The following is a 13704-nucleotide window of genomic DNA, read 5'->3' as shown; positions in this document are numbered from 1 at the left end:
GAGAAACTCAACTACCGACAATCAGGCCGGCGTCATTCCGGACTGTCTCTGGATTTCGCTGCCGGCGTGACACGCCAGCTTGTCGGGCTACGCCTCCGCGAAGACATTGACTCGACGTACACATTTGCGGCGCTTTCGGGTTGGTCGGTTGAGGGCTGAGGTCGTTACGGGTTTGCCTGGTTACCAGGTGGTTTCGACTCGGCGCCTCGCTCCGCTCGGGGCCGGCTCAACCAGCGGGTGGGGGCGCCCCTCAACCAGCGGGTGGGGGACACACTCTGACGAGACTGGTGAGTGGTTTCGACACGGCGCCTCGCTCCGCTCGGGGCCGGCTCAACCAGCGGGTGGGGACGCCTCTCAACCAGCGGGTGGGGACACCCCTCAACCAGCGGGTGGGGACACCCCTCAACCAGGGGGTGGGCCGGGCGGAGAGGTGAACAAGCTCCCGAGTCCGGGAGCGTCGACCGTGAGCCCGGTGAGTCGGAGCCCCTCCCACGCGGTGACCTGATTCGCGGTCAGCACGGGTTTGCGGAACTTGGCTTCGAGGTCGACGACCCACATCGCGGTGTGCAATGCGGTGTCGGGGACCAGGATTGCTTGTGCCGAGCCGGAATCGGCGGCCGACAGCATGTCGAACAATCCGTCGCCGTCGAACATGCCTGCCTCGGTCGCCGTCCCGATGTCGTTGGCGCGCAGGGCCACCACCTCGACACCCGCGTCGGCGAGAAACCCGGTGAAGCGACTCGCCAGTGGTTCCGGATAGGTGGCGGCGATCGCGACCCGTGACAGACCGAGATGCCGGCAGGCCGCGGCGAAGGCCAGTGACGTCGACGACGCCGGACGGCCGGACTTTTCGGCGACATCGGCGGCCTGGCGTCGGGCACCGTCGAAACCGTAGACGAAGCTGCCCGAGGTGCACGCCCACATCACCGCCGATGGGTGGTGGGCCTGCGCTCGCCGCAGGCCGTCGAAGAGGCGGTCCTGCTCGCCGACCGCAGCCATGGCCTCGACGGTGTGGTCGTCGGAGTCCACCTCGGTGATCACGACCGGCAATCGGACCTCGGAGTGGGGCTCGGCAGTGCCGATCGCCGCCTCGATCAGTTCGAAGTCGTCCTCGGCTGCGTGGCCGGGATAGAGCATTGCGACGGTGGTTGTCACGCCCACACCTCCAAGGTAGATTGTCAACAATCTACCAATCTCCCGAGGGGGCGCATGACGGACGCCACGCGGTGGCTCAGCGCCACGGAACTGGCCGAGGCCTACCGTACCGGCGAGCTGACGCCGGATTCGGTGGCGGCGGAACTGCTCGACGCCATCTATGACGTCGATCCGTCCATCAATGCGTTCTGCCTCATCGACCGCGAACGCACGTGCGCCGAGGCCCGGGAGTCCACTGAGCGATTCGCCGCCGGGACACCCCTCGGCCCGCTCGACGGGGTTCCGGTCTCGATCAAGGACCTGCTGCTGACCGCCGGATGGCCGACGTTGCGCGGCTCGCTGATGATCGAGCCCGATCAGATGGTGTGGGACATCGACGCTCCCGCGGTGGCACGTCTGCGCGAGGCAGGTGCGGTCCTGCTCGGAAAGGTCACCACACCGGAATTCGGATGGAAAGGCGTCACCGACAGTCCGCGCACGGGCGTCACCCGCAATCCGTGGGACACCTCGCGTACGTCGGGCGGGTCGAGCGGAGGCAGTGCCGCGGCGCTCGCGGCCGGCTTGGGTCCGCTGTCGGTCGGCACCGATGGTGGCGGTTCCATCCGGATACCGGCCGCCTACTGCGGCGTCGTCGGGTTCAAGCCGACACTCGGCCGGGTGCCCATGTATCCGCCGAGCCCGTTCGCGCCGGTGGCCCACGTCGGTCCGATGACGCGGACGGTGTCGGATTGCGCTGCGCTGCTGGATGTCCTGAGCGGGTTCGATCCCCGTGACTGGTCCGCACTGCCGTTGCCGACAACCAGTGCGGTCACCGCGGTCGCCGACGTTCGCGACCTCGCCGATCTGCGTGTCGGCTACAGCGCCGATCTCGGCTTCGGCACCAACGACCCAGGCGTACAGGCCAACACCGACCGGGTGGCGTCGGTACTGGAACAGCTCGGGGCGACCGTGGAGAAGGTCGATCTCGGATGGGAGGACCCGGCCTGGGCCTACCACGTCATCTGGTTCGCGGGTGCCGACGTCGTCGTCCGCGGGCTCGGACCGCACGCGGCCGAACACGTGGACCCGCTGCTGATCGACGCGGTGGAACGGCATTCCGGTTTCACTGCAACCGATTTCGTCAGCGCAACCGCGCTACGGATGGAGATGGGTACCCAGATGAGCCTGCTCCATGAGGAATTCGACGTCCTGCTGACGCCGTCGATGCCGACGGTGGCATTCGAGGCCGGTCGTATCGTCCCGGACGGGGCGGGGTCGCCCGACTGGACATCCTGGACCCCCTACAGCTACCCGTTCAATCTCACCGGTCAGCCGGCGATCACCGTGCCGAGTGGATTCGCCGATGGTCTGCCGACCGGCGCACAGTTCGTCGGCGCCCGGCATCACGACGCGACGGTGTTGCGCGTCGCGGCAGCGTACGAGGCGGCCGCCGGCTTCACGATGTTGGGAGACCGCGCGTGACCGACGAACAGCGAACCGGCCCCGCGGCCCGACTTGACCGGTTCATCACCGTGACATTGGAGAAGCGCGGGGTCACGGCGGTCGCCCGGATGCTCGATGCCGAGGCGCCTCGCACCGCGGCTGCGGTCTGGGACGCATTGCCGCTGGGCGGTCAGGTGTTTCACGGAAAGTTCGCCCGCAACGAGATCTACACCCTACTGCCGGCCTTCTCCGCGACCGAACCGGGCATGGAGAACACCACCATCACGCCCATCCCGGGCGACCTGTGTTACTTCACCTTCGACGGGGTGCTCGAGAACCCGGCGTATGGCTACGAGCTCGGCTCGGCCCCCGCCGAGCACCGGCTCCTCATCGACCTCGCAGTGTTCTACGGCCGCAACAATCTGCTGGTCAACGGTGACGTCGGATGGGTGCCGGGCAATGTGTTCGCCACGATCATCGAGGGTCTGGACGACTTCGCCGCAGCCTGCAATGACGTCTGGATGGGCGGCGCGCGCGGGGAAACACTGACTTACGCGCGCCATTCACGGTAAGAAAGAGGGAATGACGGTGACCATGAAGGTGGGGGCGAAGACGCCGGGTCCACAGGACCCGGGGACGAATCGAACCGTCGTCGACCAGGCGAAACAGGACAAATCGCCACGTCGGCGGGTGCTGTCGCCGCTGGTTCAGGAATCGACACCGGCGATCATCGCGCGTAAGTTGCACGATGCGATCGCAAACGGGGACTTCGCGCCCGGCTCGCAGTTGACGGAGTCGGGGCTGGCGGCCGATCTGGGCGTCAGTCGTGGTCCGCTGCGCGAGGCCATGCAGCGCCTGACCGCGGAAGGACTGCTGGTCAGCCACCGTAACCGCGGCTTGTTCGTCGTCTCGATGGAAGAGGACGACATCCGGGACATGTACGTCGCGCGCACTGCGGTGGAACGCGCTGCTGTGCAACAGGTGATCGCGCACCGCGAGCGGGAGGCGGTGGAGGCACTGGGCGGCGCGGTCGACGCGATGCGCGTCTTCGTCGACGAGCCGAACGGTGCGGGGATGGCCGAGGCCGACATGGCCTTTCACCAGACCTTGGTGGAATATGCTGGAAGTCAACGACTTTCGCGGTTGCACGAGACGATCCTCGTGGAGACGCGAATGTGTCTGCGAGCCATGCGAGGGACGTACTCCTCGGGAAAGGACCGGATCGACGAACACCAGGCGTTGGTGGACGCCATTGCCGCGGGAGACGCCGCGGCGGCCGATGCTCTGATGATCGAGCACATGGCCGACGGGTTGCGTCGCCTGCTCGGGAACGGCGAGGACGCCGTGAACCTGCAGGTGGCGAGGGGCTGATCGCCCGCGGCCCCGGGTCCACCGATCGCAGCTACGAGATCGACCTCAGCGGCCCCACGACTCAGGAAGCGCAGATGAGCGACACGACGACAGCAGACAGTTACGAGCAGCTCGCACCAGACCCGAACTCACCAGAGGGCAAGAGACTTCTCCGCAAGGCCATCGGCGCCTCGGCGATCGGCAACGCGACCGAGTGGTATGACTACGGCGTCTACGCCGCGGCCTCGGTCTACCTGACGCAGGCGTTCTTCCCGGGGGAGTTCGGAACCGTCGGCACCATGCTGGGTTTCGCGATCTCCTTCGTCTTGCGGCCCCTCGGCGGTATGGTCTGGGGACCGATCGGCGACCGCATCGGCCGCAAATCGGTTCTGGCGATGACGATCCTGCTCATCTCCGGCGCGACCGCACTGATCGGCCTGTTGCCGACGCATGCGTCGATCGGGTTCTGGGCGCCCGTCCTGCTCATCCTGCTCCGTGTCATCCAGGGTTTCTCGACCGGCGGCGAATACGGTGGTGCCGCAACGTTCATGGCCGAGTACGCGCCCGACAACAAGCGCGGAAAGTACGGCTCGTTCCTCGAATTCGGCACCCTGGCCGGTTTCTGCGGCGGCACACTCTTCGTCCTCCTGCTGCAATTGGCGTTGTCCGACAGCCAGATGGATCAGTGGGGATGGCGCATCCCGTTCCTGCTCGCGCTGCCGATGGGCCTGATCGGGCTGTACCTGCGGTCGCAGATGGAAGACACGCCGGTGTTCCAGGAACTCGAGCAGGACAACGAGATCAAGGGCTCGGCCTGGACCCGGTTCAAGGATCTGCTGGTCAACTACCGGCGTCCGATCATCACCATGTTCGGTCTGGTGATCGCGCTCAACGTGGCCAACTACACCCTGCTGGCCTACCAGCCGACCTACCTGCAGAACACCATCGATCTGTCCGAGACCTCGGCCAGCGTCGTCAACCTCATCGGCCAGCTCGTGATGATGCTGCTGATCCCGTTCTTCGGATGGTGGTCGGACTCGACCGGCCGCAAACCCATGTGGTGGGGTTCGCTGATCGGCCTGTTCGTCCTCGCGCTGCCGCTCTACTGGCTGATGGGGCAGGGATTCGCCTGGGCCATCGTGGCATTCGTCATCCTGGGTGTGCTGTACATCCCCCAGCTGGCGACCATCTCGGCCACCTTCCCGGCGATGTTCCCGACCCAGGTCCGCTATGCCGGTTTCGCGATCTCCTACAACGTCGCGACCGCGGCATTCGGCGGAACCGCGCCGCTGGTCAACGATGCGGTGGTCGAGAGCACCGACTGGAACCTGTTCCCCGCGGTCTACATGATGGGTGCCTGCGCCATCGGCATGGTCGCCCTTTGCTTCCTCAAGGAGACCGCCGGTGCCTCGCTGCGCGGTACCGAGATCCCCAGTCTCGAGAACGATTTCACGGCGCTGCAGAAGCAGAAGGTGAACTAGGGGCCCAGCAGCCGCATCGCGGCGAGGGCGTAGGCTCTCGCCGCGATGACCAGGTCGGCGATGGCCACCGACTCGTCCGGTTGGTGGGCGTCGGTGTTGATGTTGCCCGGACCGAGAACGATCGACGGGACACCGAGGTCGCGGCTGACGAAGCCACCGTCGCAGGCGGCAGTCCAGCCGCCGACCGAGGTGTCCGCCCCGGCATCGGTGACCGCACCGACCGCTGTGGTGACGAGCGGGTGCGTGGCTTCCGTCGCGAAACCGGGCATCTCCATGGTCACCCGGACGTCGACGCTGATGCCGTCGGTGTCGATTCCTCTGTCGCTGATCGCTCTTCGCAGATCGTCGGCGATCCGGTGCGGGTCCTCATCGGGCATCAGGCGCCGGTCGATGCCGAGCGAACAACCCGGTGCCACCACCGAGATGCCCTGTCCGCCTGTGATGGTGCCGACATTCCAGGTGCCGTGACCGAGCAGGTCGTCGGCCGTCTCGGCCAGCCGTCCACCGTCGGCGCGGATGATGTCGACGACGGCGGCCGCGGCGTCGATGGCGCTGCGACCATCGGTGGGACGTCCGGAATGAGCCGCGCGACCGGTCACCTCGATCTCGATGTACGACGCACCGCGGCAACCCCGAACCACCTGCATGTCGGTGGGTTCGGCGACCACGCAGCCGCGGAACTCGAGGTCGGCGGGGCGGCCCACGAAGTCCCGCACCCCGGTCCCGTGTTCCTCCTCGTCGACGGTGCACACCAGGCGGACCGGTCCGGAGAGTTCGACCCCGACCTCGGCGGCCCGGCGTAGCGCGGTCATCGCCGCGACGACGGCGGCGAGTCCGCCTTTCATGTCGGTGGCACCGCGGCCGTAGATGCGGCCGTCGCGGATGCGGACCGTGTACGGGTCCGCTGACCAACCGGGACCGGCCGGGACCACGTCCGAATGTCCGAGGAACATCAGTCCCGGTCCGGTGCCGGCAGGCACGGTGGCGACGAGATTGGGCCGCCCCGGTGCCACTTCGTGGGTCACGACGTCGAAACCGAGCGCGCGGCAGGCACTCTCGAGCACGTCGACCGCGGCTTCCTCGGTACCGCCCGGGTTCTCGCTGGGCGCCTCGACCAGTGCCGAGGTGAGCGAGATGATCGCGGCCTCGTCGATGAAGCCGAGCACCGCGGTCTCGGCGGCGGTCAGGTCTGGTTCACGACTCACCCGGCCATCTTCTCAAGACTGGCCGTGAGACGTCGGACACCCTCGTCGATCCGTTCCGGGGTGCTCGACGCGAAGCAGAGACGCATCGAGTTGCGGAAGCGTCCACCGGGCGACAGCGCGGGGCCGGGAATGAACGCCACCCCGTCCGCGAGCGCGACCTCGAAGAGTTCTCGCGTGTCGATCTCGGCGAACTCGTCGCGCAACGTGACCCACAGGAAGAAGCCGCCCTCGGGGTCCGTGGTCACCACCCGATCGCCGAGGTGACGTCTGATGGCGTCGAGCATGGCCTCTTTGCGCTCGCGGTACAGCAGGCGAATCCCGGCGAGATGGTCCTCGAGTCCGCCGCGGGCGATGTACTCGGCGACGATGTGCTGGTTGGGCACGTTGGTGCAGGTGTCCATCGCCTGCTTGCCGTTGATCAGCAGCTGGCGTAGGGAGGGATCGGCGTCGACCCAGCCGACACGCCAGCCCGGCGCGAGGATCTTGGAGAACGTGCGCACCGAGAAGATCAGCGGGTCGCCGGGGCTGAGCGTCTGGAAGGTCGGGATGTCGGTGCCGGCGAATCGCAACAGCCCGTACGGGTCGTCGTCGATGATGACCGACCCCCAGGTGTGCGCCAGCCGCAGCAGTTCGCGGCGGCGCTCCTCGGACATGGTGACGCCGGACGGATTCTGGAATGTCGGGATCGTGTAGATCGCCTTCGGCGTCTGACGGGTGCGTGCGACGAGTGCCTCGAGCTGATCGACCTGCATGCCGTCGTCGTCGACGGGAACCTCGAGCAACTGCGCGCCGTAGGACAGCGCGGTCGCACTGCCGTTGGTGTACGTGGGGGATTCGACGATGACCAGGTCCCCGGGATCGACGAACAGCTTGCAGGCGAGGTCGAGTCCCTGCATCCCGCCGGTGGTGATGACCAACCGGTCGAGGGACGACGGGTCGGGGGTCGTGGCGAGATAATCGACGAGCAGTTGCAGCAGCCGGGGTTCGCCTTCCGTGGCCCCGTAGGTGAACGAGGTGTGATCGAGGATCTCACCGGCGATCTGACGGAACTCGTCGGCCGGTACGGCCTCGTCCGCGGGGGAGCCCATCGCGAACCGCACGATGTCGTGGGACTGCGCGGCGAGCAGCGAGGTCGACGAGTCGATCATCGAACCGACGAGGTCCTTGGCGCGGCCCGCCAACGGCAGTGTCGGTGCCGAATGCCGGTTCTGGTAGGCGGTTTCGGTTGTGGTCACTTTCTTCACCTCGTCTCGGCAGCCCTTCGTGGCTCGTCGCTTGCGCTCCTCGCACCTCAGGGATCAGATTGTGTGGTCGTCGTGCTGGTGTCGATCAGGTTGTGTGGCTACTTCTGGATCAGTTCGCGCGGGAAGTCGGTGAAGCATTCGACGCCGGTCGGGCTGACCCGAACCGACTCGGACAGCTCGAAACCGTAGTTGTCCATCCACATTCCGCAGACGATGTGGAAGGTCATGTTGGTCTCCAGTACCGACTCGTCCTCGCTGCGGATGCTGATCGTGCGCTCACCCCAGTCGGGCGGGTAGCCGATGCCGATCGAATAGCCCAAACGCGAGGGCTTCTCGAGGCCGTACTTCGCGAGCGTCCAGTTCCACGTCGAGGCGAGTTCGCGCGTGGCCACACCCGGCTTGATGGCCTCCAGCACGTTGTTCAGGCCCTCGGCGGTTGCCTTGGCGACGTAGTCGAGGTCCTTGCTCGGGGTGCCGAGGGACACCGTCCGGGCGAGCGGACAGTGATATCGGTTGTGTGCACCGGTCAATTCGATGACGACCGCCTCGTCCTCGACGAAAGTGCCCTGGTGCCATGTGAGGTGCGGGGTGTCGGCCGCCGCGCCGGTGGGCATCATCGGGACGATCGCCGGGTAGTCGCCGCCGTACTCCGGGGTGCCCGTGATCTGCGCCTGCGAGATGGCCGCGGCCGCATCGCATTGCCGGACCCCGATGTCGATGGTGTCGATGGCGGCGCGCATGGCCTCCGAGCACACCATCCCGGCTTGCCGCATCAGCTGAATCTCGGCGTCGGACTTCACCGACCGCACCCAGTTGACGAGTTCGAAGTTGTCGACGAGTTTCCACTCCGGGATCGCGTTGAACAGCGCCCGATAGGCTTTGGGAGAGAAGAAATGCGAGTCCATCTCCAGCCCCACCGAGCCGGCCTTGGACGCCGGTGCGATCTGGTGGCGCTGTCGCAGTGACCAGGCGACCCAGTCGAACGGGTGCAGATGTGGGCGCTGCACGTAACTCTCCGGGTAGCCGACGATCTGGTCGGCAGGCAACCACGACGTGCGATGTGCGCCATGCGCATCCATCTCGCGAGCGTAGAAGATCATCTCTCCGTCGATCGGCACGAACAGCATCTGCGGGGTGTAGAACGACCACGCGTTGTAGCCGATCAGATAGAAGATGTTCGCTGGATCGGTGACGATGATGGCCGAGAGCCCCTGACGGTCCATGAGTTCGCGGACCCGTGTCAGGCGCTGTTCGTACTCGCTGTCGGTGAACAGCTGAGCACCCAGGTACATGGTCTTCTCGCTCCTGTCTGAACGGGATGGATAACGGAACCCCTGTCAGCGACGGGGAATCGGCGTGGCGGTGTACTTCATGTCGAGGAATTCCTCGATGCCCACGCGTCCGCCCTCGCGGCCGAGTCCCGATTCCTTGACGCCCCCGAACGGGGCTGCGGGATTGGACACGGCGCCGGTGTTGACCCCGACCATACCGGTTTCCAGCGCGGCCGACAGTCTGGCGCAGCGGTCGACGTCCTGGCTGAACAAGTAGCTGACCAACCCCCACGGGGTGTCGTTGGCCAGTGCGATGACCTCGTCGTCGGCCGCGGGATCGTCCGCGTCGTCGGCGTTTCCGAACGGGATGATCGCGGCGACGGGCCCAAAGATCTCGGTACGAGTGAGATCCGCGTCGAGCCCGACGTCGGTCAGGACGGTCGGCGGATAGAAGAAGCCCGGGCCGTCCGGGTTCTCGCCCCCGCAGACGACCGTGGCGCCTTTGGCCACGGCATCGGACACCAGCGCCGAGACCTTCTCGACGGCTTTCGATTCGACGAGCGGGCCGACCTGCACACCGTCGGCCGCACCATCACCCACCTGCAACGCAGCCATCTTCGCGGCAAAGGCGTCGGTGAACTCGTCGATCACGCTGCGGTGCACGAAGACTCGATTGGCGGCCGTGCAGGCCTGACCGATGTTGCGCATCTTGGCGAACATCAGGCCGTCGACGGCCCGCGGGATGTCCGCGTCGGCGCAGACGATGAACGGCGCGTTGCCGCCCAGCTCCATCGACGTCCGCATGACCGTGCCCGCCGCCTGACGCAGGAGTAGTTTCCCGACCTCGGTCGACCCGGTGAAGCTGACCTTGCGGGCGAGTCCGCTCTCCATCCACTCGGTGACGACGGTCGACGGGTCGCTGGTCGTGACGATGTTCAGCACCCCCGCGGGCAGACCGGCCTCGACGAGGATGTCGGCCAGCAGCAGGGAGGTGAGCGGGGTGAGTTCGGCGGGCTTGAAGACCATGGTGCAACCGGCCGCGACGGCCGGCCCGATCTTGCGGGTCGCCATGGCCAGCGGGAAGTTCCACGGCGTGATGAGGATGCACGGGCCGACGGGCTGCCTGGTCACCACGACCCGGTGCGATCCGTCGCCGGTGGTGGTGGAGTCGCCACCGATACGCACGGCTTCCTCGGCGAACCAGCGGAAGAACTCGGCGCCATAGGCGACCTCGCCCTTGGCCTCAGCGAGGGGCTTGCCCATCTCCGCGGTCATCGCCGCGGCGATCTCGTCCGCGCGCGTCATGATGAGTTGATGTGCGCGATAGAGGATCTCACTGCGGAACCGCGGTGAGGTCGTGGCCCACTCGGCCTGGTGCGCGGCCGCGGTCTCGAGCGCGCGCCGAGCGTCTACGGCGTCGGCGTCGGCCACCTGGGCGAGTACCTCTTCCGTGGCCGGGTTCACGACGTCGAAGCGCTTGCCCGACGCGGCCGGAGCCCACTCGCCGTCGACGAACAGGTCGGTGTGGACGCGGGACACTGCTTCGGCAGCGGTCTGGGGCGCGATGGTCGTCATGGTTGTACTCCTGGAGTATCGGTATCGGGTGATGCCCTGAGCAGTTCGGCGAGATGGATTCCGCGTACGCGCGCGGGGGCGAGGGCGTCGTCGACGGCGGCGAGGTGTTCGACGGCCATCGCGCAGCTGAACCCGTCGGTGACGACGGCCCGCTGCGGCGCGTTCCGCAGCGCCGGTGCGAGTCCGTTCTCGGCGACGGCCATGCTCACCTCGTAGTGACCCTTCTCGAAACCGAAGTTGCCTGCCACGCCACAACAACCGTCCGCGGTGAGCACGGTGACCCCCAGGGCCTCCAGGGCGGTGATGCCGACCCGGGCGCCGAACACCGCGTACTCGTGGCAATGGGTCTGCAACGTCACCTCGTCGGGCAGTGGTGGTGGTCGCCAGCCGGCATCGAGCAGAGTGGGCACATGGGCGGCGAAACTTCGCACGCGTGCAGCCACGCGACGGGCGGCGTCGGTCGGCACGAGTTCGGGCAGGTCCTTCGCGAGCGCCGCGGCGCAACTGGGTTCGACAACGACGATCGGTCGGTCCGTCCCGTCGTCGAGGTCGGCGACGGTGCGGCGCAGCACCTTTCGGGCGCGGTCGAGCTGTCCCGTCGAGATCCACGTGAGACCGCAGCAGTTGTCGGCCGCACAGCCGACGGAAGCTGATGCACGGTCGACGGGATCCGACGCACGGTCGACGGGGTCGGCGGCTCGGAGGATCTCGGCGACCGCGGTGGCCACCTGCGGCCGGAAGGCGCGGGTGAAGGAGTCGACGAACAGCACGACCGTGGACGACGCGTCGACCGGGGAGAGTGGCCGGAGATGGGTGCGTCGCGCACGTCGTGTCGCAAAGGCGGGCATCGTGCGCCGGGGGTCGAGTCCGCCGGCGCGCGCGGCGAGACCGCTCAGCCTGGATCGCAGTGCGCGGTTGAGGACCGGTGCCGCGAGCCCCGCCGCCGACAGCCACGCGGGCATCCAGCCGAGGGAGTAGTGCGACAGCGGGCGGAGCCGACGTCGATAGTGGTGGTCGAGGAACTCCGACTTGTAGGTGGCCATGTCGACGCCGGTCGGGCAGTCGGTGGAACACGCCTTGCACGACAGGCAGAGTTCGAGCGCCTCCGCGACGTCGGTGGACCGCCACCCCACGTCGACGCTCGGCGCGGTGCGGACCATGTCCTGCAGCACACGGGCCCGCCCGCGGGTGGAGTCCTTCTCGTCGCGGGTGGCCTTGTAGCTCGGACACATCACCCCGCCGGAATCCGCCCGGCACCGTCCGACGCCGATGCATCCCTGCACCGCGTGGACGAACGGGTCGACGAGCGGGAGTTCGTGCCCCAGATCGAAGGTGGTGGGCCAGTGGCGACGCGGCACGTCGGCGAGGGCGAGGTCGGCGGTGATCGGGGGCGGATCGACGATGCTGCCCGGGTTGAGGATTCCGCGTGGGTCCCAGATCGCCTTGAAGCGGGTGAAGGCCGACATCATCGCCGGGCTGTACATGAGCGGCAGCAGCGCCGACCGGGCCCGCCCGTCGCCGTGTTCACCGGACAGTGAACCGCCGTGTCGCACCACGAGTTCGGCGGCCTCGGTGCAGAAGCGTGCCATCACCGCGCGCCCCTCGGGAGAGCGCAGGTCGAACGTGATGCGCACGTGCATGCACCCGGCGCCGAAGTGGCCGTACATGACGCCGGTGAGGCCGTGCCGGTCGAGTAGGTCGGCGAAGTCGTCGAGGTAGTCGGCGAGGCGCTCGGGTGCGACGGCCGCGTCCTCCCATCCGGGCCACGACTCGTAGCCCGCGCCGATGCTCTCGTCGTCGGGGTCGGCGAGGCGCGACGACAGACCGGCGCCGTCCTCGCGGACCCGCCACAGCGCCCGGCGGCGGGCGGGGTCGTCGACCACCGTGGCGTCGGTCATCCGTCCCTGTGCGCGCAGGTGGTCGAGCAACCGCTTGGCGGTCGCCGGCACATCCGACTCGGATTGCGCGGCAGCGCTGTCCTCGTCGACGTCGATGAACAACCACGCGGATCCGTCGGGCAGGCCGGCGACGGCGTCGTGGCCACGCCGCGCCGCCATCGTGGAGACGATCTTGCGGTCGATGCCCTCGATGGCCGACGGTGCGAACGGAAGGATCGCCGGTACGTCCCGGGCGGCGTCGGCGGGGGAGTGGTAGCCGACGCACAGCAGGAGCTGAGACGTCGGGACCGGTACCAGCGTGACGCGTGCCGACACGACGATCGCGCAGGTCCCCTCGCTGCCGACGAGTGCGCGAGCCACGTCGAAACCGTTCTCCGGCAGCAGCTTCGCGAGATGGTAGCCGGAGACCTGCCGCGGGATGGTCTCGAGCTGGGTGCGCAGGATCGCGAGGTTCGCGGTGGTCAGCTCCCGCAGCGACGCGGTGATCTCGGCCGCGCGCTCCGCTGCCGCGGCATCGGCGGCCTCGGTGGCGCGGAGCCCGTCACGCGTTGCGGTGAGCATCAGGCCGTCGGCGGTGACGAGGTGCAGTTCGACGATGTGGTCGCTGGTACGGCCGTACCGAACCGAGTGATTGCCGCAGGCGTCGTTGCCGATCGCGCCGCCGAGGGTCGCGCGCGAGGCCGAGGACGGGTCCGGCGCAAAGGTGAGCCTGCCGCCGGTGGCGGCTCGTGCGTCGGCGGCCAGTGTGGTCAGGACGATCCCGGCGCCCGCGACCGCGGTCGCGGATTCGGCGTCGACGGACAGGACGTGGTCGAGATGCCGGGACAGGTCAAGCACGACGCCGGGCCCGATCGCGTTGCCGCCCATGGAGGTCCCACCGCCGCGGGGAACCACCGGGACGCGGTGGTCATGACACCACCCGACCACCGTCGCGACGTCGCGGGCGCTGCGCGGGAAGGTGACCGCCAGGGGCGGGACACGGTAATTGGAGGCGTCGTAGGAGTATTCGGCCAGGCGACGTGTCGAGGCGTCCGCATCGACACCGAGAGCGGTGAGTTCGGCTGCGATGTCCACCCGTGGCATGTGAGACCGGGCTGTCAGGT

At 67.8% G+C, this 13704-nt stretch carries 10 protein-coding genes; 4 read left to right on the top strand and 6 right to left on the bottom strand.

What is annotated here, in order from left to right; genetic code table 11:
- Nucleotides 1-402: 402 nt before the first annotated feature.
- On the bottom strand, nucleotides 403-1155 hold the full coding sequence (locus JW364_RS17580; protein WP_058249959.1) for a maleate cis-trans isomerase: 753 nt from the start codon (nucleotides 1153-1155) through the stop codon (nucleotides 403-405).
- A gap of 54 nt (nucleotides 1156-1209) precedes the next feature.
- Here JW364_RS17580 and JW364_RS17575 point away from each other — a divergent pair, with 54 nt between their 5' ends.
- The 4 genes from JW364_RS17575 to JW364_RS17560 all read left to right on the top strand — a co-directional run bounded on the left by JW364_RS17575 (nucleotide 1210) and on the right by JW364_RS17560 (nucleotide 5408).
- A complete protein-coding gene (locus tag JW364_RS17575) occupies nucleotides 1210-2616 on the top strand; it encodes an amidase (protein WP_058249835.1) in 1407 nt (468 codons plus the stop codon).
- Nucleotides 2613-3149 (top strand): DUF3830 family protein, encoded by a 537-nt coding sequence (locus JW364_RS17570; RefSeq protein ID WP_058249836.1) that lies wholly within the window; start codon nucleotides 2613-2615, stop codon nucleotides 3147-3149. The genes JW364_RS17575 and JW364_RS17570 overlap by 4 nt, the downstream gene beginning before the upstream one ends.
- Nucleotides 3150-3159: 10 nt before the next feature.
- Nucleotides 3160-3948, top strand: coding sequence for a GntR family transcriptional regulator (locus tag JW364_RS17565; protein ID WP_058249837.1), 789 nt, complete (start codon nucleotides 3160-3162; stop codon nucleotides 3946-3948).
- A 74-nt stretch (nucleotides 3949-4022) separates the two neighbouring features.
- Nucleotides 4023-5408 (top strand): MFS transporter, encoded by a 1386-nt coding sequence (locus tag JW364_RS17560; protein WP_058249838.1) that lies wholly within the window; start codon nucleotides 4023-4025, stop codon nucleotides 5406-5408.
- Here JW364_RS17560 and JW364_RS17555 read toward each other — a convergent pair.
- From JW364_RS17555 to JW364_RS17535, 5 genes are all read right to left on the bottom strand, one after another.
- Nucleotides 5405-6613 carry a M20 family metallopeptidase gene (locus JW364_RS17555; protein ID WP_058249839.1) on the bottom strand — a complete coding sequence of 403 codons (1209 nt, stop codon included), beginning with the start codon at nucleotides 6611-6613 and terminating at the stop codon, nucleotides 5405-5407. The genes JW364_RS17560 and JW364_RS17555 overlap by 4 nt on opposite strands.
- Nucleotides 6610-7848: a PLP-dependent aminotransferase family protein gene (locus tag JW364_RS17550; RefSeq protein ID WP_058249960.1), complete on the bottom strand. Its 1239-nt coding sequence runs from the start codon at nucleotides 7846-7848 to the stop codon at nucleotides 6610-6612. Before JW364_RS17550 ends, JW364_RS17555 begins: the two co-directional genes overlap by 4 nt.
- A gap of 107 nt (nucleotides 7849-7955) precedes the next feature.
- Nucleotides 7956-9149, bottom strand: a complete 1194-nt coding sequence (locus JW364_RS17545) for a M24 family metallopeptidase (RefSeq protein ID WP_058249840.1) — start codon at nucleotides 9147-9149, stop codon at nucleotides 7956-7958.
- A gap of 45 nt (nucleotides 9150-9194) precedes the next feature.
- Complete coding sequence (locus JW364_RS17540) at nucleotides 9195-10703, bottom strand: NAD-dependent succinate-semialdehyde dehydrogenase (protein ID WP_058249841.1); 1509 nt, start codon at nucleotides 10701-10703, stop codon at nucleotides 9195-9197.
- A complete protein-coding gene (locus JW364_RS17535) occupies nucleotides 10700-13684 on the bottom strand; it encodes an FAD-binding and (Fe-S)-binding domain-containing protein (protein WP_078112680.1) in 2985 nt (994 codons plus the stop codon). Before JW364_RS17535 ends, JW364_RS17540 begins: the two co-directional genes overlap by 4 nt.
- Nucleotides 13685-13704 lie beyond the last annotated feature (20 nt).

It is taken from the genome of Gordonia sp. BP-119, assembly GCF_016924115.1.
Classification (GTDB): Bacteria; Actinomycetota; Actinomycetes; order Mycobacteriales; family Mycobacteriaceae; genus Gordonia; species Gordonia hongkongensis.
Note: the sequence above shows the minus strand (reverse complement) of the source record. Positions and strands in the feature narration are given on the sequence as shown.